23 protein-coding genes are annotated in these 22,256 nt (G+C 40.1%); 10 read left to right on the top strand and 13 right to left on the bottom strand.

Annotated features, from left to right (window positions below):
- Positions 1–22: 22 nt before the first annotated feature.
- From ACFQ1G_RS07115 to ACFQ1G_RS07105, 3 genes are read left to right on the top strand one after another with little or no spacing between them, the layout of a single operon-like run.
- Entirely contained in the window at positions 23–628 is a 606-nt protein-coding gene (locus ACFQ1G_RS07115; protein ID WP_380737989.1) for a hypothetical protein, read from the top strand.
- Complete coding sequence (locus ACFQ1G_RS07110; RefSeq protein ID WP_380737987.1) at positions 612–866, top strand: hypothetical protein; 255 nt, start codon at positions 612–614, stop codon at positions 864–866. Before ACFQ1G_RS07115 ends, ACFQ1G_RS07110 begins: the two co-directional genes overlap by 17 nt.
- A 19-nt stretch (positions 867–885) precedes the next feature.
- The gene (locus ACFQ1G_RS07105) at positions 886–1,263 is read left to right on the top strand and encodes a YkvA family protein (RefSeq protein ID WP_380737985.1); all 378 of its coding nucleotides are present in this window, start codon (positions 886–888) and stop codon (positions 1,261–1,263) included.
- Positions 1,264–1,405: 142 nt separating this feature from the next.
- On the opposite strand, the gene ACFQ1G_RS07100 is transcribed toward ACFQ1G_RS07105, so the two are convergent.
- The 4 genes from ACFQ1G_RS07100 to ACFQ1G_RS07085 all read right to left on the bottom strand — a co-directional run bounded on the left by ACFQ1G_RS07100 (position 1,406) and on the right by ACFQ1G_RS07085 (position 6,072).
- Entirely contained in the window at positions 1,406–3,394 is a 1,989-nt protein-coding gene (locus ACFQ1G_RS07100) for a DUF2779 domain-containing protein (RefSeq protein ID WP_380737982.1), read from the bottom strand.
- An 85-nt stretch (positions 3,395–3,479) separates the two neighbouring features.
- Positions 3,480–4,544, bottom strand: a complete 1,065-nt coding sequence (locus tag ACFQ1G_RS07095; protein WP_380737980.1) for an AAA family ATPase — start codon at positions 4,542–4,544, stop codon at positions 3,480–3,482.
- 136 nt (positions 4,545–4,680) lie between these two features.
- Entirely contained in the window at positions 4,681–5,571 is an 891-nt protein-coding gene (locus ACFQ1G_RS07090) for a helix-turn-helix transcriptional regulator (RefSeq protein ID WP_380737979.1), read from the bottom strand.
- Between the two features lie 6 nt (positions 5,572–5,577).
- Positions 5,578–6,072, bottom strand: a complete 495-nt coding sequence (locus ACFQ1G_RS07085; protein ID WP_380737977.1) for a YqiA/YcfP family alpha/beta fold hydrolase — start codon at positions 6,070–6,072, stop codon at positions 5,578–5,580.
- 260 nt (positions 6,073–6,332) lie between these two features.
- Between ACFQ1G_RS07085 and ACFQ1G_RS07080 the strand changes: the two genes are divergently transcribed.
- Positions 6,333–7,112: a hypothetical protein gene (locus ACFQ1G_RS07080; RefSeq protein ID WP_380737975.1), complete on the top strand. Its 780-nt coding sequence runs from the start codon at positions 6,333–6,335 to the stop codon at positions 7,110–7,112.
- Between the two features lie 250 nt (positions 7,113–7,362).
- Here the strand turns inward: ACFQ1G_RS07080 and ACFQ1G_RS07075 are convergent, their stop codons facing one another.
- The gene (locus ACFQ1G_RS07075; RefSeq protein WP_380737974.1) at positions 7,363–8,478 is read right to left on the bottom strand and encodes a DUF2914 domain-containing protein; all 1,116 of its coding nucleotides are present in this window, start codon (positions 8,476–8,478) and stop codon (positions 7,363–7,365) included.
- Positions 8,479–8,662: 184 nt separating this feature from the next.
- Between ACFQ1G_RS07075 and ACFQ1G_RS07070 the strand changes: the two genes are divergently transcribed.
- Positions 8,663–9,328: a class I SAM-dependent methyltransferase gene (locus ACFQ1G_RS07070; protein WP_380737972.1), complete on the top strand. Its 666-nt coding sequence runs from the start codon at positions 8,663–8,665 to the stop codon at positions 9,326–9,328.
- Positions 9,329–9,393: 65 nt separating this feature from the next.
- Here the strand turns inward: ACFQ1G_RS07070 and ACFQ1G_RS07065 are convergent, their stop codons facing one another.
- Together ACFQ1G_RS07065 and ACFQ1G_RS07060 are read right to left on the bottom strand one after the other, a co-directional pair.
- Positions 9,394–9,738: a cupin domain-containing protein gene (locus ACFQ1G_RS07065; protein WP_380737971.1), complete on the bottom strand. Its 345-nt coding sequence runs from the start codon at positions 9,736–9,738 to the stop codon at positions 9,394–9,396.
- Between the two features lie 586 nt (positions 9,739–10,324).
- Positions 10,325–11,200 carry an endonuclease/exonuclease/phosphatase family protein gene (locus tag ACFQ1G_RS07060; protein ID WP_380737969.1) on the bottom strand — a complete coding sequence of 292 codons (876 nt, stop codon included), beginning with the start codon at positions 11,198–11,200 and terminating at the stop codon, positions 10,325–10,327.
- Positions 11,201–11,272: 72 nt separating this feature from the next.
- Between ACFQ1G_RS07060 and ACFQ1G_RS07055 the strand changes: the two genes are divergently transcribed.
- The 4 genes from ACFQ1G_RS07055 to ACFQ1G_RS07040 all read left to right on the top strand — a co-directional run bounded on the left by ACFQ1G_RS07055 (position 11,273) and on the right by ACFQ1G_RS07040 (position 16,363).
- On the top strand, positions 11,273–12,508 hold the full coding sequence (locus tag ACFQ1G_RS07055; RefSeq protein ID WP_380737967.1) for a saccharopine dehydrogenase family protein: 1,236 nt from the start codon (positions 11,273–11,275) through the stop codon (positions 12,506–12,508).
- 411 nt (positions 12,509–12,919) lie between these two features.
- A complete protein-coding gene (locus tag ACFQ1G_RS07050) occupies positions 12,920–13,432 on the top strand; it encodes a hypothetical protein (RefSeq protein ID WP_380737965.1) in 513 nt (170 codons plus the stop codon).
- Between the two features lie 253 nt (positions 13,433–13,685).
- Entirely contained in the window at positions 13,686–15,965 is a 2,280-nt protein-coding gene (locus tag ACFQ1G_RS07045) for a PAS domain-containing sensor histidine kinase (protein WP_380737963.1), read from the top strand.
- 14 nt (positions 15,966–15,979) lie between these two features.
- Positions 15,980–16,363, top strand: a complete 384-nt coding sequence (locus tag ACFQ1G_RS07040; RefSeq protein WP_380737961.1) for a response regulator transcription factor — start codon at positions 15,980–15,982, stop codon at positions 16,361–16,363.
- Here the strand turns inward: ACFQ1G_RS07040 and ACFQ1G_RS07035 are convergent.
- From ACFQ1G_RS07035 to ACFQ1G_RS07010, 6 genes are all read right to left on the bottom strand, one after another.
- Entirely contained in the window at positions 16,360–17,292 is a 933-nt protein-coding gene (locus ACFQ1G_RS07035) for a glycerophosphodiester phosphodiesterase family protein (RefSeq protein ID WP_380737960.1), read from the bottom strand. The genes ACFQ1G_RS07040 and ACFQ1G_RS07035 overlap by 4 nt on opposite strands.
- A 99-nt stretch (positions 17,293–17,391) precedes the next feature.
- Positions 17,392–18,126 carry a hypothetical protein gene (locus ACFQ1G_RS07030; RefSeq protein ID WP_380737959.1) on the bottom strand — a complete coding sequence of 245 codons (735 nt, stop codon included), beginning with the start codon at positions 18,124–18,126 and terminating at the stop codon, positions 17,392–17,394.
- Between the two features lie 159 nt (positions 18,127–18,285).
- Positions 18,286–19,056, bottom strand: coding sequence for an outer membrane beta-barrel protein (locus ACFQ1G_RS07025; protein WP_380737957.1), 771 nt, complete (start codon positions 19,054–19,056; stop codon positions 18,286–18,288).
- 71 nt (positions 19,057–19,127) lie between these two features.
- Positions 19,128–19,364, bottom strand: a complete 237-nt coding sequence (locus ACFQ1G_RS07020) for a hypothetical protein (RefSeq protein WP_380737955.1) — start codon at positions 19,362–19,364, stop codon at positions 19,128–19,130.
- A 71-nt stretch (positions 19,365–19,435) separates the two neighbouring features.
- The gene (locus ACFQ1G_RS07015; protein WP_380737953.1) at positions 19,436–19,687 is read right to left on the bottom strand and encodes a hypothetical protein; all 252 of its coding nucleotides are present in this window, start codon (positions 19,685–19,687) and stop codon (positions 19,436–19,438) included.
- Positions 19,688–19,787: 100 nt separating this feature from the next.
- Entirely contained in the window at positions 19,788–21,029 is a 1,242-nt protein-coding gene (locus ACFQ1G_RS07010; RefSeq protein WP_380737951.1) for a 3-deoxy-D-manno-octulosonic acid transferase, read from the bottom strand.
- Positions 21,030–21,115: 86 nt separating this feature from the next.
- Here ACFQ1G_RS07010 and ACFQ1G_RS07005 point away from each other — a divergent pair, with 86 nt between their 5' ends.
- A complete protein-coding gene (locus ACFQ1G_RS07005; RefSeq protein WP_380737949.1) occupies positions 21,116–22,249 on the top strand; it encodes a DegT/DnrJ/EryC1/StrS family aminotransferase in 1,134 nt (377 codons plus the stop codon).
- The last annotated feature ends 7 nt before the right edge of the window (positions 22,250–22,256 follow it).

Genomic DNA, 22,256 nt, shown 5'->3' with positions numbered 1-22,256 from the left:
AATCAATACAAAACCAGAAATTATGAAAGTAGAAGTAAAAATTTTAAAAGCAGAAAATCTGTCCGAAAAAATGCAGTATGCAAATCAAGTTTACAACCTTTTGGAAGTTGCATATACAGATTGTGGAGGAATAAATCTTGCCAATGGCTTTACTGACGCAGATGATATGGTTAATAGCATCCCCGTTTGGAGGTTAACTTTTCAAAACAAAGAATTAATCTCTGCAATGCTATTCAAAGAAAAATCAGGCTACCTAAAAATGGTAGCTTATGCTCCCCTTACTGCAATAGATCCACACATAAGAAAATCTGATCTGCTTTTTATGCTAAATAATTCTTACGCCGAATTATCAGGTAAGCTTTTATCAATAACCCTAAAGGAAATACAATCAACATGGAAAAATTATGTATCCGAGCACCCTAAGGTTTTTCTTCAGAAGAATCTTATCTCACTACGAGATCATTTAAAGACAGAAATACTTCCTTCCAATAGTGAAGTGATGTATAGAAAATTAGAAATGGATTATCCAGAGCTAATTAAGTGTTGTTACCTAAGAAAAATAGGTAATGAATTAAAATTAAAAGTATTATTTAAACCAGGAAAGAAATTATATGGAGCAAATTTATGAAGCTGTATTGCTTCATGCGAGAAATAATAAAGAAACAGATAAAGTAGAACTTACAATCTTTTTAAATGAAAAAACAGATATGAAAATCACGGTAGGGGGGCTTGCAATAAATACTATAATCAGGCAGGCTTATAACCACTACATGAAAAAAAAGGAATTCGAGAATGCATATTTAATTCTTGATACTTATCAGCCGGAAGTATATATATGGAAGGTGGTAAACAGATACATTGATTAATAATTGAAACAACAACAAAATGAAAAATAAATTAAAAAATTTGCTTCTTAAAGCAATTAAAAATTTCAAAATAAAAGATCTGAAAAAGGTTTTAGAAAATTACGAGAACCTAAAAGAGAAATTCACTAAAGATCCAAGATTAAAAACCTTTTACGAGGAATTTAAATTATTGTTCAAGATGATAAAAGATTACATCTCCGGGGAGTACAGAGAAGTGCCGTGGTACGTAATCGCTGCAATAGGCTCAACTCTTCTCTATGTGTTATCCCCAATCGATTTAATACCTGATTTCATACTGGGAGCAGGCTATTTAGACGACGCTTCAATGGTAGCGTTATGTCTAAAACTCATAAAAGACGAGGTTGAAAAATACAAGAAGTGGACCTATTCATATTAATTAAATCCTTACCTGCAAAAATACCCAGTTTTCTGTTTTAGAATCTGGGTATTTTAATTTCTGCAAATGGTACTTAGTAAAAAATTAAGAGAATCCTGAATTTGTATAAACCGACTCAAAAAACTATTTCAGGTTTTGTCTCTTAGCTCTTGCTTCTTGCTTCTTGCTTCTCAAAAAGACAGACTTCTCTAAAATACTCGTAGATCATCACCATGGCCAGGGTGTCCAGTTCGCAATATCTCAGTAATCCTTCCCGGATAGCTTTGCGCTCAATTTCGGGAACGTCTTCAAATTGCAATTTCTGGTATGCGAATAAGGCAGCTCCCCCGTCACTGATCTCGGTAAGGCTTTCTGATACCTGGTCCAGCTTTTCATTGTCCCAGCCGTCAAATATCGGTGGCAGGGCTTTATATGGATTAATGACCTTCCCTTTTTCCACTTTCAGAAAGACATGATCATAAGGGAAATTTTTACTTGTGACCTTCAGGTCTTTCAGCGGCTGTTGGTATTTATTCTGCAGGTATGAACTTGAATGTAATACAGCCGGAAGAATTGCTTTAATGGAATTTGAGCCTCCGGTCACCGGATCGTAATAGTAATTAACCACTGTTTTCTGCAGATCTATCATGTCTCTATCCCCATACCAATTCTTTGCATTTTTGCTTGTACTGTGACTTATGGTTTCGATAAAATCCAGCAATTCCTCCTTATCGGGTTCGTCGGACTTCAGTAACTGATTATATATCACATTTACTATGGTATTCTCGTGGTTGTGATATCGGAAGATGCTTCCCTGGTTTACCGTCAAAGATTCTTTCAGAGCTCGTATGAAATCAAAATTTGGCAGCACCCCGATCTCAGTGTTCAGATACTCATTAAAATGCTCCACCCGTCCGTCTTCATAGACTATATGGTGGCTGAACTGGAAGGCGACCTGTTCGTAGGGATGCATGCCGGCAGTGAAGGGGAGTGCCACCGCCGTTGTTTCAAAATCGATAAAGTTTAAAGGGAACGTCCAGGACGAAAGTTCTTCCCTGAGATTTTCAATATCAAAATAAGGGCTGTCATCCTTTTCCTGATGTTTCTGAACCTGTAACCATTGTCTTTCAGAACGGCTGAGCTTACCAGCTTCGGGCCTGATATTAATATCATTTTCTGTGATCTCTTCCATGAAAAACCGGCCTTCCTCCAATATCTTGCCTGTGGGATTATACCATACATCATAAACCTTGGGACGGTCAATTTCTTCTTTCGATAATCGTAATTGCTCCTGCCAGCACTCATGGAAGCCACTTTTAGACCCATTGGAATGATCTGCTGCAATAAATTCACAGCCTTTACATTGTGCCCCGATTTCCGAAAAGAGTTTTTTGTCCTCCCTGTAATGCTTCTTAAAATGCTCAACGGTCTCCTCGAAGGTTCGGGTTTCATCTAATGGATTGGCTGTCAAAATTAAATCGATCTCTTGATCAACATTAATATTGCATAAAATGGGTTCACCCAGATCTGCCCTGGTAAGACCCGGTTTCTTTTCAATCCCGGTGCGTAGATCTGAGTCAGAAACCACCTTGAAGCACTGGTGGAGTCCGTCTACCGTGGTAGTGGCGTCTTTGTCAGCCAGTTTCAGGTAAGACGAGATCTTCCAGCCAGGGTAGGCCAATTGCATGACGTATTTCTGGAAGGCGATATCATACAGGTAGAGGTCCCAGCCACCACTTAGTCTTCCTTTTGAATTAATGAAAGATTGATGATCGGCGCTTCTGATTGATTTTGCCTTGACTTCAATTAGTTTGACCTTATCTCCTTTTTTCACAAGAATGTCTACCCGAATAAAAAGACCGTTTACAAGGAACGCAGGTTCAAATATGGTGACGTTTTCCTGCTTCAGCAGTTCTTCAGTTTTGTCGGCAAGCAACTGATAGTTGTAATCATCCCCTAGAATTGTATGACCATCGGGGTGATCCATTCTGGCTAATTCTTCCACCTGGAAACCTCCCTGAGCGAGTGCTTCCAGAAATGAATCGCTGTCACTCTTGTTTTCATACTCTGTTTTGCGGGTATAATAGAGTTTGGTCGGACAATCCAGGGCAAGCTTGAAGCGGGATTTGGTTAAATAGCGAGGTGGTTTCAAAGGTTTGATTTTTAATCGTTTCTAATTTACAAAAGAGTCGGGTAGTTCAGTTGTGGAAAACCATATTTACTTCTTGTATTATTTTTTATCTAAACCCAACCGCCTTTCTCACCGGGTTCTTATACTGCTCTTCTTCGCTTATGTTATAGATCTCCGCCAGGGTCATTTCCTTATCTGTGGAATAGTTCGTATTCATTTCCGAAAGTAACAAGTTTGCTTTTTCCGTAGAAAGAGGTTTAAATTCATAAGCTGATTTCAGCCGTCCTTTGCGTTTGAGAGCGGGATCGATGTTTTGAACATCCGTATTGAAGGTGGCAATGATCTGAATGCCCAGTGATTCTCCCAGGATACCATCGGTGATATTTAGGATCATTGCGAGGTTAGAGTTCCGCTGACTGTCCCGGGAAACGATCAGTTCTTCTGCATCTTCTATAACCAGTATGGAGTTAGGGTTATCCATAAGGTATTTGGTCATAGCGATATTATCAAGATTTTGAGCCATCTGCCCGGGCAGGAAGACGATCTCCTTTGTGACCAGGCCGCAGAGGTGCCTGATGTAGGTGCTTTTTCCGGTTCCCGGTTTTCCGTAGAGGAGGTGGAGCCCGCTTTTATTGTCCTCCTGCAAGATCTTCAGCATTTTCTCATGAAAGCTTTTAAAATCATCATTGTAACTCCCTGAGAGGTCAAGATCAGGTTTGGCGAAATCTATTTTTCTATTATCGAGGCCATTAGGCTGCATTATGATGAGGTTAATATGGGCTTTTTCAGGTTTCTCTTTCTTATACCCTTTCATAAAATCAAGTATTTCCAGCAGAAGAGGTGAATTCTCTTCCTGGAAATACATTGTAACTTCATCCGGATCCTGCTCAACTATTATTTTATCTTTTAGAATATAGATGATCTCGGCTTTATGATCTTTCCTTCCGTAGGTTTGCCTGAAATGCTTTCCCAGGATATTTGTGCCGTATTTCTGTGGAAATTCTTTATGAAATTTCTCAATGTCACGCTCCGGAAAAGTATAGTAACTGGGAACCTTGCCGAAGTAGCCAAGGTACATTTTCGTTACATGAAAAAAATTCAACATGTGATTGACATGCTGCAGATTGAAATCTGGTAAAAATTGGGGCTCTCTATTATTTCCGTAGTTCATTTTGTCAAATTTAGTTTAGTAAAAAATCCGCCCAGGCTTCCATTCTCCAGGTACCCTACATTCCGGAAGATTTTCTGCCGGGACGGATGTTTCAAAGATGACAAGCGGTTACGCCAATTCGTGTCGCGAGAAAAACTTATTTATAGCTTTTCAACGCTTCCTGCAACTTTGTCTTAATTGCTTTTTTTAAACTTTCCGGTTTAATGACCTTCACCTGATCTCCATAAGAGAGCAACTCCATTCTAAAGTCGTAAGTCGGCCGGATGTAATAACTGAACCTGATTTCCTCCTCGTTTTTCAGGATGAGCTGCTGACTGTGATGAAGCGGAAGGGATTCGACATAACGCCCTTCCTGGGGAGTAAATGAAAGAACCACTTTTTGAGCTTTTTCATTCGTTCCGTTGATGATGCCGAAACAGTTGTCAAATTCCTCGTGAATATTGTAATCGACAGGGCTGAATTTATATTCTGAAATAAGCAGATCCTTGATACGATCAAGGGCGAAGTTTTTTACCATGTCTTCGTCCTGTGCAATTAAATACCACCTGTTTCGCGACTCTTTCAAAGCAACAGGGTTTACAGTTCTTGTACTAACAGATTCGTCCCAAAACTTATGGTATTCAAATTTGACGGTTAAACGATTTTGTATGGCGTGAATAAGACCCGCCATATGTTCTGTGCCGAGGGACCTGCGTTCTTCAAAAATCAGGCTTTGGCCGAAACCTTTTGAAAGCCTGATGGCATTTACAATTTCGAAATTCTCCCGAAGGCGACGGGAGTGGATGTCTTCCACATCGTCTTTAATATAATATTGATTGGTGTTTTTATTGGACTCTATTTTGATCTCATAGATACTGGCTATGTTCCTGATGTCTCTTTGAAAAGTGCGTTGAGAGGTTAAGAGGTTTTCTTCCCTGGCATCGGGATCTGAGTCTATTTCATATTGAACTTCCTCGTAGCTCATCGGTCTTCTCCTAAGAATGGAAATGATCTTGTTGTAACGCTTAATGGTGTGGTGTACGGACATAGTTGATTAATAACAAAGTTTAGAAAAGAAATAGGAAACCTGTTCTTTAAAAAGGTCAAGAGGAATGCGGTGACCGAGGTTCGGATCTATTTTGATCTCCAGCTCATGTTCCTGAAGATGATCACTTAAAAAAGTCAGAGTTTCTTTTGGATCTACAACATCATCTTTTCCTCCCAGTAGAAGTTGTTTAGGTGAAAGGCCCGTTGTGAATCTGGGTTCAAGAGAGAATTCCGCTATTGCATATTTTCCCAAGGGAGGATTGAACAAGAGAGCAGGACGGCCGATCTGGTTCGAAATAATGTACCCATTCAAAGCACCCATGCTGCTGCCTATAACAACATTAAATTGGGTGTCAGGATAGTTTCGAAGAATTTGTTGAGGCTGGATATGCTTCCCTGAGTAGTCAATGTCGGGGGCAAATACTTTTCCGTATTTCTCAAGAATTCTTCTTTTTTCATCGTTTAATTTACTTTTTAATCCGTGTAGGTAAAGAATGTTCATGATCGCTTCTTTTGATTAGTGAAGTAAAGAAACGAATAGATGACGACAAAATATGTCGCTATTAAATAAATTTTATTTAAGACTTAAGAGGTTTGTTTTTCTTATGTGTTAAGGCTTAAGAAGTTACTAAAATAATCATGATCATTCTTGCAAAATTAAATCGGTAAATTTGGTTAAGTTTTGTAACTTACTGAAAATCAGTTATTAACATACGTAAATACCTACATTTGATAAAGGGTTTGCGTAAAAAAAGTTAGTGTATGGAAACAATTACTGAAAACCAGAAAGTTAAGATGACCGGCAAAAACAAGAAAATGTTCGGTCTTTTCGATCCCAGTACTTTGCAGGTATTCATTGCAGTGTCCGCTTTAATCAGTTTAGTCTTGTTTGTAGGATGCTCGGGCGATGAATTACCCGTTGAATCAGATCTTTCCCTTGACGCAAAAGCTTATACTGAAGCATCAGCTATGAACGCTAGTAGTAATGGCCTTGTCATCCAGGAATTCCCTTCCGAAGAGAATCCCGGCCCGCCACTCTATGCATCGGGATTGAGCCTTGGTCTGACAGGCTTCGGAGCGACTCGAACGGACGGCGAATGGGTAGCTATTACATTCGTGCGTGATCCAAATTGTGCCCCGGCCGACTACAATCTCCTATCAGCGCCCAACATACCCGCTGTTTTTGGATGTCCACTCACCATAGAGGGTACGGTGTGGTTACGCGATCCCTCTAATCCCTTGAATGCTGTTAAAGCCAAGCATCTCGGGCTCGGAGCTGTGCCTGTTTATTTCGTACAGCTGTCGGAGTTTGAGTCGGCAGTTATGGATGGGGAATTGACGATCGTCGAGTTGAATAGCTTATCGTCGCTATTGATCGGTTATGCCAGTTTTCAAAGGGATGTGATCCAGTTTCAGCAAAACGAACGTCCAGGAATGCATAGCATTGTCTCTCGTGGCGAACTACAAGACGGGCGTTCTTTTGAGCACATTGGAGTCGTCGTCGGGACGGAGAATGTACATACTACAATCCGATTCGAGTGAGCCACCACAGTCTGATTTTTACTTTGTTAGGATGATCGCAAATTGGTAGCCCTTCTCCCATTAAGGGAGAGGGGCTTGCTTTCGAATGTTGCCACAATTGAAAGAGGAATAGACGTGATTGAAAATTATTTCACCATTGGAAGGGTGGACGGGATTTAAAGAACTGATGAAGTATACCAAAAAGTACATCGCACTAGACATAGTCCCGGAACTTACGGTGGGTAATAAAATAGTATTGAGGAAACAGTTGTTAAAATGATTTTTTTACCATTCCTCCTTTATGAGGTTCAGAAGAGTTTTTAATCACAAAATCCACAACCCCAAGTATTAGTTCCTCTTCTGTAATTACTTCAACTTTCCATTGGCCTGCCCTAAGGTTATTTTTATAGGTATATCCACGGAAACCACGACCACGCCCACCGGAAACTTCAAAACCAATGTCATCAGTTACTTCCCATTTCCCGGTTTCAGGATTGTACCATTTCCACCTGTGAGAAATGGACTTTTTTAAATCTGTAGGTGCAAAAACAGAAGTGAACACATAAACTCTTTGATCTGCCTGATGATGAAAATTGATGTGATGTTTTCTCCAAAATACATACCATTGATTCTTCTCGTAAGTAACTATGTATTCGTTATTTTCTTTTCGCACATCATGAGCCACCAACCCGGTATCCATAGCTAGCGGCACTGGTGGAATAAGATTGAAATAGTAAAAAACATTGATCGTTATATAGATGGAAAGGATAAGACCGATCAGTTTTTTCAGACTTATCTCAGCTCTTGTGCCCGGGCTTGAACTGTAAATAAACGTGATGAGAGCTAGCGTACAACCCAAACTTACAAGCCCCGAAATGATAAAAATAAAGGTATTCATTTCCTTGATCAGCGTGGGAATCATAAAGGCGAAAAAGGTAAAACTTATAAAAAAGTAAACACTGAACTGAAGGTATTTGTTGGAGATTTTCTTCTTAAGAAACTCGTTTGCAAATAAGAGCAGAACCAGCAATATGAAAAAAAACATAGTTTTTGACATGGATACACTTCTGGAAAAATAGATGACAAAAGCACTTGAAAGTGCGCCAAAGAAGAACTGTATGGCTAGCGGAAAATATTCGGAATAACGTTCGATAAAAGTACCTTCCCAGTTGTCATCATCCACTGTATTATACAAATAAAGCGTTATGGATAATAAGGTCATATGCGAGCAAAGTACCACCGTATCATAAACACGATCTATTCGCCCTAAGGTCAAGGTATCAAAAATGAAACCACCCATAAAAAAAAGAATGGGAGCGTACTTTTGATTGCGAAAAACAAACCTTCCAAAAGCAGTATTTCTATATCTTACTAAAGTTCTTTTCATACTGTATTTAGTAACGCCAAATTTAGGGTAAAAACTTCATCCGGATATTTGTTTTGATTTTAATGCAAGAGAGCTTATGAAAAAAAGCGAGATTAGGATCTTATCAAATATTTCAGCGGAAGGGGATTAATTATTTATTGTTCATTGTTTACATTTGAGTGATGATCCTGTATTGATCTTCTTAATGACAAAAAATAAAAAAATAAAGAAGCCGTGGCCAACTAAAGATGCCATGGCGCAGATCTATACAAACAATTTGTGGGGTGGTGACAGATCTGAATTTTATTCCGGTTTAGGCTCACATCAGCCTGAAACGGTCAAACCATACATAGCTGTAGTATCCGAATTTTTAAAAGCTTTTAAAACTCCGCCGGTCGTTTGTGACCTGGGGTGCGGGGATTTTAATGTCGGCAAGGAACTGGTAAAGTACTCCAGGAAGTACATCGCACTAGACATAGTTCCGGAGCTTATAGCGCATAATAAAAAAGAATTAAAAGCAGATAATTTAGAATTCCGGGCCCTGGATATTGCAAAGGATGAATTGCCTTCGGGAGATTGCGCGATCCTAAGGCAGGTGTTGCAACATTTATCGAATGCGGAAATCAAAAGCGTGGTAGAAAAACTATACGATTTCAAATACGTTATTCTAACCGAGCACTTACCGGAAGAAGATTTTGAACCCAATAAGGATATTATCTCCGGACAGGGGATCAGACTAAAAAAACAAAGCGGCGTAAACCTTACGGCTTCACCGTTTAACTTTAAGGTCAAGGAAGAAAAACGATTATTGTCTGTTCCCTCTCCCGGTTTTAAAGGGGTATTAGTCACTACCCTCTATAAGGCTTGGTAATATTGGAATTACGGGAAAGCAATGCAGCACAAACCGAAATGCCCTTGTTTTATATAACTTCGTGTTTATTGTTGATCTGCTACGCCCTTCACTCTTTCCACGGTGTCAGATTTTGATAGGGTGAGTCGCACGATGCTGTCTTCTTCAGCTCTTAGGTCATGAGGAATATTTCCTTCCAGAGCCAGCAGATCTCCTTTTTGTACGCTATACTCTTGCCCCTGTACCCCAAAACTTAATTTCCCTTCAAAAAGCTCCACTACTATGGGGTACGGAGTCTTATGTTCCTTCATCACCTGGCCTTTTTTCATGGCAATCCTTATTTCTCTGCTGCTGTCTGTGTCCATTAAAACCTGTACGGCAGGCTTGTTGTCATTATATTGAAGTTCTTTAATAAGAGATGCTGTTTTCATAATTATTTTTATTGATTTCCATGAAGGTAATCAAAATAAGATCCACGGTAAAAGATCTTACAGGAAAAGAGATCCTATTTTAGATTGTAGGAAACTCTTTTTATTTTACTAATTAGTAGCCTGTGGCTGGAGGAGGGATTAGAAGTTGATTTATTGTTTTACTGATGTAGATATTGAATAATAAACGGGTCCAGGTTCCCAGGCTTTATGTCTCGTGATCGAATGACAAAGCTTATCGATTTCTTTCCTTCAGGAACCTGATGTAATTGTTCACACCCTATATTTTGTCAAAATCGATTTCTTTATAAACTATTGAAGAATTGACTGACCCCTATCATAATTTCATGCTTCAGTAGTGAGTATTTTTAGGCATAATTCTACAGTTATGGAATCACATAAAAGTAACGAGCTGGGGCCAAGGATCGTAGTTTTCCTGTTTTTTCTGTTAGCGGTAGCATTAAAATTCCTGATTTCAGGAAATTGGTTTTAAGATGCTGCTTTGAAGATAGTTTTTATCACTAGGGATCCTTTTAAGAAGGACCCCGTGTCTCTTCATTTCAAAATATTCCCGGTATCTCTTTGTTGGTTAGTTTAGATAGGCGCCTTCCATCTGCTTGTCTGAAGCAAGAATTTCTTCTTTCTTAGGAAAATCGATCTCTGCCCAAACCGGAATATGATCTGAAATTTTTCTGGCTGCTTTAAGATCTGGAAAGGACTCGTAAAAATGAACCACACCTGACTTAAGGAGTTGAACCTTTTCAGATTCCACAAAGATATTATCATATTCCGATGCCAAACAGTGAGGGGTGCATTTCGTACGAAGAGAGGTTTTTTGATCGATGAGTGCCGGAAGATAGCACATGTTCTTTAAAGGTATAAAAACACTGTTGTCTTCAGCGGTATTAAAGTCTCCCAGGAAAACCAGGTTTTTGCTGGTGTAAAGGTCCGGTAAGAATTTAAGGTATTTCAGCTCTGTTTCGGGTTGTTTATTCTTAGGGATGGCGTGCAGGCTAACCACTGTGAATTCCGCATCCTTATATTTAAAGTCCATGCAAAAAGGCTCCCGGTCTATCTCCAGCTCATAGTTCTTGTCAAGCCATGGTTTGCCCAGTCGCTGAACTTTGGCGGTCTTCCAGATAAATGCATAACGCTCGCTGGAGTAAGGAGTGCCCTGTGTGGGTTCGCTAATGGCATAATCCCACTTTTGCCCTTTTCTGTTTAACTGGTCTGCTAACCTTGCAACAGCCTGGGGACCTCCATTGCCAGCTACCACTTCCTGAATGGCGATGACATCAAAATCCTTCAGGGTATTGGCGATGAATTCCATCTCTTGTGCCGACTTGGATTTTCCGAAGTGCTGAATGTTCCATGAACAAATTTTCACCTGGGCAATCGCGCTGCTAGAGATAAGGATAAGGATGCTGATATATAAGAATAGGGGAAATTTAGGGGAGGTCTTCATTCGGGGATTTTAAGAAAAAATATTAGTGGCGAAAATAGGGAAATTGATCTCTGTATCTAAAAGAAAAATGTTTTGCATACTGAAATTTTACTCATCTCTACTTCCGAAGCTTCCGGGAAAAAAGTAGTAACTTTAAGTATGAACAGGCGGGCGAATATCATAATTGCCGGGGCAGGAGGGATCGCAGAAGCGGCCGGACTGCTTTTAATGGAATGGAGTGTGGTGACTCCCAAATTATATATTGGGAACCGTACGCTTTCCAAAGCAAAAAAAATGGCGGCATGGATCGAAGATGGCGCCAACAGACCTTGTTCTATCCAGACTTTTCACCTTCCGGAAGAAGGGTTTTCCGAAGAAATGAAAGAAGTGCTTGAAGAATGTGATATTCTTCTGGATTGTCTTCCAGGCGGCCAAGCCCCCAGGATGGCGAAGTTGGCCAGGGATTTTAAACTTCACTATGCGAACCTCACAGAATATGTCACGGAAACCAATGAGATCATAGATCTGGCAAAAGATGCCGGTACGGGTTTTATATTGCAAACAGGTCTTGCTCCGGGCTATATAGACGTACTGGCAAACGGAATGTTCCAGGAATTTTGTCGTGCTTTTGAGGTAGATGAGGTAGATAAGTTGGAATTAAAGGTGGGAGCCCTTACCGCGAATGCGGTCGCACCCCATTATTACGGTTTCACCTGGAGCCCGGTGGGTGTGGCTACAGAATATTTGGAAGGAGCGCTGGCTTTGCGGGATTTTAAGATCACAAAATTACCGGCTTTATCTGAGCGGGAGAGAATTATTATTGACGGGACCACTTATGAAGAGGATCTCACATCTGGCGGGGCAGCAGACCTGCCGGAGGCTTTGGTTGGGAGGGTACGCCATTTAGATTATAAAACGCTAAGATATCCCGGCCATTATACATGGGTGGAAGAGCAACTTGGAAAGCTACCAGGAAATAAGAATGTTATTTCTGCTCTGCAGTCAGTAATGGAAAAGCAGATCCCGCACCTGGAAGATGACAGGATAATTTTATATGCGGCTGTTGAAGGCAGGGATGCCTTGGGAACTTTGCACCGAAGGGAGATCTTCAAAAAAATCACGCCTCAAACTGTTGGTAAACATTCGCTTCGAGCCATACAAACAACTACGGCGGCTCCCTTGCTACAGGCAGCTCAATTGTTACTCGAATCCAATCTGAAAGGAGTGGTCCTGCAAAGTCAGATAGATCCTTTTAAATTTTTAAATGGCCATTTCATTCAGGCTGTTTATGGAGGGCATGAGGATTTGCTAAATTTCCTAAAGCTCTAGTTCTTTCCGGCTTTTTGATCAATCTTCAATCTTGAGTCCGCCTCCCATGTTCAAAATGGGGGAAAACCCTAATTGAAATAGAGTATAACTAATTATACTTTAAAGGTTGATTTCCCCTCAGTTCCTCCCTTTGTTTAATTTTTAAATAACAGGTGCCATGATCAAAGATTATAGTTGGATATGGAAGTCACTTTTTTTGCTGGGTAGTGTGGTGTTAGCTGTATATATAGTACTTACTTATACTTCATAAGTTCTGTGCGATTCAAGAAGAGTGCTGAATTTACTGCGTTCTATTTTTCTTCCTCTGTCCAAATTTTAATGAAGCTTTAACGTTTTTAGGGCCTTGGGGTTTCTATCTTCTGATAGTCTTCCGTGGTTTTTTCCGTATTTTTGCCTTTCATTTTAAAGATAATGATAGAAAGGACGAAATGGAGAAGGCATCCTAAATTCAGAGATCTGCGCATTAGCAGCGATGGATCAGAATTTATGCTCAACGATAAACTTTTAAGGATACGTGATCATAAGATCAAGAATGGAAAGATCCTTAAAGTGGTTATGATCAACCGTACCTATTATTCGGTTCCTAAATTAATTCTTGAAACCTGGGGGCCACCCAAACCTGAAGAAAATCGGCAATATTTTGCTCTTTATAAGGATGGGAATAAAGAAAATCTACACCCAAAAAATCTTTATTGGGGCACTAAATTGATGAATAAAGAAGAGCATTTTAAAAGAGATCTTAAGTTGAGTGCTCTTACCAAAGATCAAACCTATGAGGCTTTTCAGCGCAATAAATTTCAAGGGGAGTCAATTGCCTCAATTGCAAGGGACATGAAGGTTTCAGATATGTCTATCCACAGGGCTATAAAAAGGATTATCCGGAAAATCGAGAAGGAACAGGATCACAAAAATTCCCAGGTTTAATTTAACCGGTATTTCCACCTCCCCCGGACTTGTGAATTCTTACAAATAGGGTTGTGTTCTCTTAACATTTTTCAGGGCTCCATTTTTAAAAACTCCGGATATCAGAATGTTAAGAAACTTGATCTTTTCCAATGGAAAGGATAAATGCCAATTTTTTCTTAAAGTTAAAATAGGCTGTGGGAAAAAACTTTCTGTTCTGTTCGTTTTCATTAATTTAGAGGTTTTGTCTACAAATTAGTCGCAGTTGGTATATATGAATTCACAGCAGGATAATGAAAATAATAAGCAGAAAGAGGGCATCGAAGCAAGTGATATTGATCAATTAAAGGAGCTTATCGAAACCTTGCCTGCTGTTGTTTGGATCACCGATGCTGAAGGATACTGCACCTATCTTAATAAAAACTGGTATTCCTATACAGGTCAATCTGCCGGCGAAGCGGAAGGCTTCGGATGGCTTGATGCCATACATCCCGATGATAGGACTGGAGCTGAGGAAAGTTTTATTTCCGCATCACAGGATCACAAAGAATATACAAGGAAATACCGCCTTAAAACCAGTGATGGTGAATACAGGTGGGTGCTGGATACCGGGAGGCCCAGATTTTCTTCTTCAGGAGAATTCATAGGTATGACCGGAACAGTAGTAGATGTGAATGAGGATATGATGAAGAGCCAGGTCATCAGGGAAATGGGTCACAGAGCGCGTACCATAGTTGAAGAGGCTACGGTAGCCACAGCGATCTATACCGGTCACAATATGAAGATTGAACTGGCAAACGATGCTATGCTGGCCATTTGGGGGAAAGATAGATCTGTTGTGGGAAAACCATTAATGGATGCTCTTCCTGAAATTGCAGGTCAGCCTTTTATGGATTTGCTACGGAAAGTATATTCGACCGGAGAAATTTACTGGGGGAAAGAAGATCGGGCAGACCTGATGGTTGACGGAGTCCTGCATACAGGATATTACAATTTCACATATAAACCTTTGCGGAACGAAAAGGGCGAGATCTACGGAATCTTGAATATGGCTATTGACGTTACAGAACAGCGTCTTGTTAGAATGAAAGTCGAGGAAAGCGAGCATCGTTACCACGAAATCATTCATGCCTCGCCTTCGCTTATCGTAACCTTTGAAGGAAAAGACAATATTATAAAGATCGCTAATGAGGCCATTATAGATGTATGGGGAAAAGGAAGAGATGTTTTAGAAAAACCTTTCCTGGAATTGCTTCCTGAATTGCGGGAACAGGGTTTTGGAAAATATATTGATCAAGTGTACCAAACCGGGAAACCTTTCAGAGCTTATGAAATGCCAGTGGATCTTGTGCGCTTCGGAAAAAAGGAAACTCGGTATTATTCTTTCGTTTTATACCCCCAAAGGGATATTGATGGTAATATTTTTGGTATTGTGGGAAGTGCTACTGAAGTAACTCCCCAGGCAATAGTCAATAAAAGACTTAAAGAGAGTGAATCTCATTACAGGCAGATGGCCGATTTGATGCCCGAAAAGGTCATTAAAACAGATTCTGAAGGGAATGTTATCTATTTTAATCAGCACTGGCTTGATTTTACCGGATTAACCAGTGATGAACTCGAAAAAGAAGGGTGGACGGATAGAATTCACAAGGACGATAAAGTCTTGTTCGATCAGCAATGGAAACGGTCTATTGATTCAGGAGATGATTTTGAGGTGGAAATCAGGATCAGAAACAAAGATGGAGATTACAAGTGGCACCTTAGCCGTGCCGAAGCTGTGAAAGATGAGACCGGTAACATTAAAATGTGGATCGGCACCAATACCGATATTCAGCGTTTAAAGGAAGAAGAGAAGCGAAAGGAAGATTTTCTTAAGGTGGTAAGCCATGAATTAAAAACTCCGGTGACTTCGATCAAAGGTTATGTGCAGTTGTTGTTGGCTATGGTAAGATCAGAAAAAGAACAATTGGTTGGCAAGCTTCCGTTAAGGTCATCCCTGGAAAGAATTGACCATCAGATAAACAGACTTACCCGCTTGATTTCCGAAATGCTGGACCTTACCAGGATAGAAGAGAAAAAGTTGGAGCTCCAGATGGAGGAATTCAACCTTAATGACCTTGTGACCCAAACGGTACAGGATATTAACTATACCAATACCCAGCACGATATTGAGATCAGCCATGAAGACCAATGTATGGTGTATGGAGATAAGGATAGAATTGGCCAGGTAGTGATCAATCTGGTGACAAACGCTATTAAATATTCGCCTGAAAGCCACGATGTAAAGGTCAGGATTTACAAACCATCAGAAGATAAGGTTACGGTAAGTGTGATTGATAATGGAGTTGGGATCGAAGCGGAAAAATTACCCCGTATCTTTGAGCGGTTTTACCGTATTGTCGAAGAAGAAGAAGATACCTACTCAGGATTTGGGATAGGATTGTACCTGGTGCAGGAGATCGTTGAAAGGCATAATGGTACTACAGACGTGAAAAGTGTAAAAGGGGAGGGCTCAGAATTTAGTTTTACCCTAAGCCTGGTTAACAATAAATAATATGTATTAATCTAATGAAAGAAAATTCAAAGATTTTAGTTGTCGATGACGACTCCGGAATCGGGGAAATGTTAAAGACGTTACTGGAATTTTACGGTTTCGAGGTAACGGTTACTGAGAAACCTGATGAAACTGAAACCCTGATCTCTGCTCATGATATTGACCTGGTAATGCTTGATATGTTAATATCTGGCGTGAATGGTACTGATGTGTGTGCAAGGCTTCGGAAGAATCCTGAAACAGAAAATACTCCTATCCTCATGATGTCCGCCTTACATGATGCAGGTAAAAAATGCAAAAATGCAGGTGCTGATGATTTTATAGCGAAACCTTTTGAAATGGACGAACTTATTGCGAAGATCAATGAGGTGCTTGAAAAAAGACAGGGCGCTAATTAATTATTTCTGTTGTTAAGTTCTTTAAATACGCGCTCTGGATAATCAGAAATAATTCCATCCACCCCTAATTTAATCATCCTTTTAATTTTTTTAGGTCTGTTGACAGTCCATGGCACCAACTTCATATTTTTTGACCGAATTGAATCTACAAATTGTCGGTTTTTGATCAATTTATGACGGGGACTATAGATAGTGGGGGTGAATTCAAGATAGGAAAGGTTACGATCTATCCCGACTTTAGAAACCAGGTAGGAAGTTTCAATAGAAGGGTGACTGGCATGAACCGTATTTAATATTCGCGGATCAAATGATTTAATGATCACCCTTTTTTCCAGGTTTCTTGAAGTGATCACTTCCATGATGAGATCTACGAATTCCTGGGGCTCGGGTTGATGAATATTGTAGGATTGGGGAGAGGATTTTACCTCTATCATATATTTGATGCTAGGTCTGTCATTGGTTTCGATATAGTTCTCCACCTGGTCAAAAACAGTCTCCAATAAAGGTTTAAACGTGGGAAATTTTCGTTGCTTCGGAAAACTTCGATTCATTTTTGATCCTGAATCAAATTTCCGGATACTGTCATAATTCATCTCGTAAAGGTTATACGAATGCTGTTTTTTCTTAGAAATAGGTTTTCCTTTTTCATCCAGCATGTAGTGGGAGGCCATAAAAGGTTCATGAGAAACTACTACTTTTTTATCTTTTGAGATCACCACATCCAATTCAACGGCGTCTACTCCTTTTTGCACGGCACTTAAAAATCCGGGGATGGTATTTTCAGGATAATGCCCTGCCTCTCCGCGATGACCGTAAACCTCGATTCGATCTGATTTTTTAAGGGGTGGATATCTATATCCGGACCGAAAAATGCTGCAGGAGATATTCCCCAGAAAAATGCCTATTGCGAAGAGCCGAAGGTATTTCATACAGCAACATTATTAGTCCTTTTAAATTACACAATTTGCTGGGATAAAGACATAAAAAAAGCCGTTCGATTGAACGGCTTTTAGAAATTATATATTTGATTAATAGCAGTTTCCGCCTCGACGTCTTCTGTTTTGAAGGTCTGATCCTCCAATTTTAAAGGTTACGTTCACTTTTATCAGGTCAATAGATGAATCTACATAATAAGCCCTGTTAACACCATACTCGCTGTTCACCAAATTCAGGTTTTGTAGTTCAGGGGTCGATAGTGAGTGTTCATAGCGAAGGTCGATTCCAAATCTGCCGAACTCTGCTTTGATCCCAACTTGAGCATTTATAGGACTGTTTTGAACCACAACCTGGTCAAGATCTTCTTCCCCTTCTAAGGTGGAATCCATTATACTGGAATACACCGGTCCCGCATACAGGTCAAGTGGTCCCCAAATATTATATCCTGCCAACAGTGGGATGTCCAGTTTTTGTACCGAATGCACTGCTGCTTTCAGTGGTGTGTGATATTGGGTTGGATAGTCGGGAAAATTGAATTCCCGTTCTATTGAATTGTATACTACCTCAGGTCTTACGAAGAACTTTCCGAAGTTTACCTGGCCAAAGGCCCCGAACTGGAATCCTAACATCCCAGTGCCCTCGGCGGTACCATTCCAGTTGTTTGGAGGTCCATCTGGCTGACCATTGGTGGTTCCCGATCTTTCACCTCTAATAGTACCTCCCATTGACTGGTTGATACCTCCTTTGAGACCATAACTGTATTTTTGTGAAATACCCGCGAAGGAGACCCCGAGTATAAAAAGTAGGCTTAAAAAGATTTTCTTCATAGTTGGTCGATCAATGTCCTTATGTACAAATAAAAAAGATTTTCAAATACTATAACGGAAGAAAAGGAAATTAATTTTAAAATTAAGATTCTTGTCCCCTAAAAATCGATGTTTAACGGTAATTTAAGGACTAAGTTCCTTAAAATGTAGATATTTTCCTTAACGTGCACGTCTGCGTCGACTGTAACTGTACTTTCCTCTCCTTCTACTATCTGAAGAAGAAGAATAAAGGTCGCTAAAATCGTAGGACAAACTTAAGATCAACTGACTTAATCTCGCGTCTTCCACGGTGGCAACGTTCACCCCGTTAGGATCTCTCCCTATATCCTGGTTCCAAATATCTATCTTTTCTGGGGTGGGAGAGGATAGATTATATTCATATCTAAGATCGATGCCAATGCCCGAAAATTCGCTTTTAATACCCAGTTGTAAATTCACTGGAATATCGGGCTCCTGCAGGCTGTTTCCTTTATAAAAATAAGTTTCTCCGCCTTCCTTGACTATGGTGGATTCCTTGTAATCAAAGCTGTTTTTAAACATGGGTGTGTAAACCGGGCCGGCATAAAGACCTACCACATCGGCTACATTATAACCAAAAAGCAAAGGAACGTCGAATTTCTCAATTGAATAGGTGGAGGTTCGATTTGGGAATATGAATTCCGATTTTATTGAGGTGTAGACCAGTTCAGGTCTTACAAAGAAGTCACCAAAATTAACTTCCATAAAAGCTCCGCCGTGAAAGCCGGCTTTTGACTGGCCTTGTGATGTGCCATTCCAGTACACCAATTCTCCGCCTTCATTAATGGGGTTTCCTTTGATCTGTCCTCCGCTGGTGAAATTTGTTCCGGCGGTGATGCCGTACCCAAATCGTTGGGCACTTGTGATTGTTATCCCGGTTAGGATAAGTAGGGTGGTTAGTAAAGTTTTCATAAGATTGGGGGGTATCTTATTGTTCCTTCTGGTTAGGAAGGTACATGGTTAAGTTAGTAGGGGGCAACTGATTATTGATCTACCTGATCATCAGTTTCATGGATCTCTTCATCAACTTCTTCTTTAATTTCGCGCTCCAGCTCTTCAGCTTCTTCTTTAATTTCTTCGGCTGCTCGTTCGGTTCCGGCTTCGATGTCTTCGCCAATAGCTTCGATCGCCTCTTCAGTTTTTTCTTCAGTGGTTTCTCTGCAGGAATAGGTCGATAAGGTTAGTCCTCCTAAAACGAGACTTAAAAATAGTTTTTTCATAGGGTTGATTTTTGAGCTAAAAAAAGCCATAAGAATTCTTATGGCTTTAAATTTAATAAAAAATGCGTTAACTATTGCGCATCATCAGTTTCGTGAATTTCTTCATCTATTTCCTGCTCCATTTCAGCTTCAGCCTCTTCGCCTGCTTGCTCCATTTCTTCTCCAGCCTCTTCCATTTCAGCTTCAGCTTCTTCACCTGCAGCTTCTACGTCTTCACCAATTGCCTCAACAGCATCTTCGGTTTTTTCTTCAGTAGTTTCTCTACAAGAGTAAATAGATAATGTAAATACAGTCGCTAGTAATCCTAAAAATAATTTTTTCATGGTAGTATGTTTAATTAGTTAAGACAAATTTAAACTAATTTTTAAATATCCAAAGAAGTCTTTGCATAAACTCTATTGACAATGCAGTTTACCGCTATTTTTAATTATGTTTTTCCAGTAGATAACTGATAATTATTTCTGTAGCTCCGGTGTTGGATGATATGTAACTTGCTGAATTCCTGCCGGTTTTACTTCGGAAGTTCTCATTCTGGATCAGGTGATGCATAACTTCTGAAAATTCTTCTTTATCACGAACTGAAAACAGTCCTCCTTTTTTCTGAAGCTCAAATGCCTCAGGAAATTTCTCAAAATTCTCTCCAATGATCACCGGAATCCCAAAAGTTGCCGGTTCCAGAATATTATGCAAACCGGTGTCCCCGGCGGCACCTCCCACGTACGCTATATCGGCAGTACTGTAAATTCGGCTTAAAAGACCAATCGTGTCAACTATTAGAACCTGGAATTTGCTGAGGTCCTTTCCTTCTTTTTCTGAAAATAGAACTGTTTCTACCGATAAGGAATTTTTCAGTTTTTTGATCCTTTCGGGTTTCATAGTGTGTGGGGCGATGATGAATTTCACCCTTTCTGAAGCCTGATTAATAAAGCCTATCATCAATTCCTCATCCTCGGGCCAGCTGCTTCCTGCTACCATGCATATTTTATCATCTTTAAAAGATTCTATGAAATCCAGGTAGTTGTCCTGCTTTAATTGATTTGAAACCCTGTCAAATCGTGTGTCGCCACTTACGGTTACATTTTTAAAACCTACTGAGTTTAGGAGATCTCTGGATTCATTGTTCTGCACGAAAAAGTGATCAAATGTTTTCAGATAAGAGCGCATCCATTTACCATAGTTTTTAAAGAATATCTGGTCTTTTCTGAAAACTCCCGAAACTAATATAGTTGGAATATTTCGTTTCTTTAATTCAAGAAGGAAATTCGGCCAGAACTCATACTTTATGAACATAGCTACTTCGGGGTTCACCAGGTCCAGGAACTTTTGAACATTCTTTGGAGTGTCCAAAGGCATGTACGTGATAACATCTGCAAGCCGGGAGTTCTTTTTCACCTCATACCCTGAAGGTGAAAAGAAGGTCACCACGATCTTGTGATTAGGAAATTGTTCTTTTGCTTTTTCAATGACCGGAACTGCCTGTTCATATTCGCCCAGCGAAGCAGCATGGAACCACAGGGTTTTGTCTGTAGGTTTTATTTTCTGCCGCAGTTCTTCAAAAAGGTTTTTTCGACCGTCAGTAAAAAGTTTCATCTTCTCACTAAAACAGCCGCTTACCGGAAGGACTTTTTCCGCAGTATTTATCAAGAAATTGTAAAGAAATTGCAAAGCCTGTTGTTTGGTTGCTAAATTAAGAAAATAGCATTGGCGAAAGAGGCTTTCTTCGTATTTTCGTGCCACTTGAATATATTACAATGAAAAAAATACAAATGGTTGACCTTAAGGGTCAATACGATAAAATCAAAGATAAGGTGGCATCTTCCATGATGGAAGTTCTGGATACCACTGCTTTCATAAATGGCCCTGAGGTACACGCTTTTCAAAAGGAACTTGAAGAATACCTGGGAGTGAAAAATGTGATTCCGTGCGCTAATGGCACAGATGCATTGCAAATCGCCATGATGGGATTGGGGTTAAAACCCGGTGACGAGGTAATTACTGCCGATTTTACCTTTGCCGCGACTGTTGAAGTGATCGCCTTGCTGCAATTAACACCTGTATTGGTGGACGTTGAGCCTGATACGTTCAATATTGATCCTGAAGCGATCAAAAGAGCGATCACCCCAAAGACCAAAGCAATCGTTCCTGTTCACCTTTTCGGCCAGACAGCCAATATGGATGCGATCATGGAGATTGCTGAAGAGCATGATCTTTTCGTAATAGAGGACAATGCTCAGGCTATTGGTGCGAATTATAATTTTAAGAACGGAGAATCCAAAAAGGCGGGCGCAATTGGACATGTGGCCTCAACTTCTTTTTTTCCTTCCAAAAACCTTGGATGTTATGGAGATGGAGGCGCGATCTTTACAAATGATGATGAACTGGCCCACACCATTCGCGGGATTGTAAATCACGGGATGTATGAGCGATACCACCACGATGTTGTGGGGGTTAACTCAAGGCTTGACAGTTTACAGGCTGTAGTGCTTAGAGCAAAACTTCCAAATCTGGATGCTTATAACACTGCGAGACAAACTGCAGCGAAGAAGTATACGGAAGCTTTTAAAGATCAGGAACATATTGAAATTCCTTATACTGAAAGTTCAGATGACACCCATGTGTATCACCAGTATACGCTGAAGATCATAAATGGAAAAAGGGATGCTCTTGTAAAACACCTGAACGAAAATGGAATTCCTTGCGGAGTTTACTATCCTATCCCGTTACACAGCCAAAAAGCGTACATGGATGAACGCTATAATGAGGCCGATTTCCCGGTGACGAATCAACTGGTGAAAGAGGTGATCTCTTTACCAATGCATACCGAGCTGGATGATGAACAGATCGATTTTATCACTAAAACAGTTATTGACTTTGTAAATAGCTAATTAGATC

The organism is Salinimicrobium gaetbulicola (assembly GCF_042676025.1).
Lineage (GTDB): Bacteria > Bacteroidota > Bacteroidia > Flavobacteriales > Flavobacteriaceae > Salinimicrobium > Salinimicrobium gaetbulicola.
This window is presented reverse-complemented; position numbering and strand designations above follow the sequence as displayed.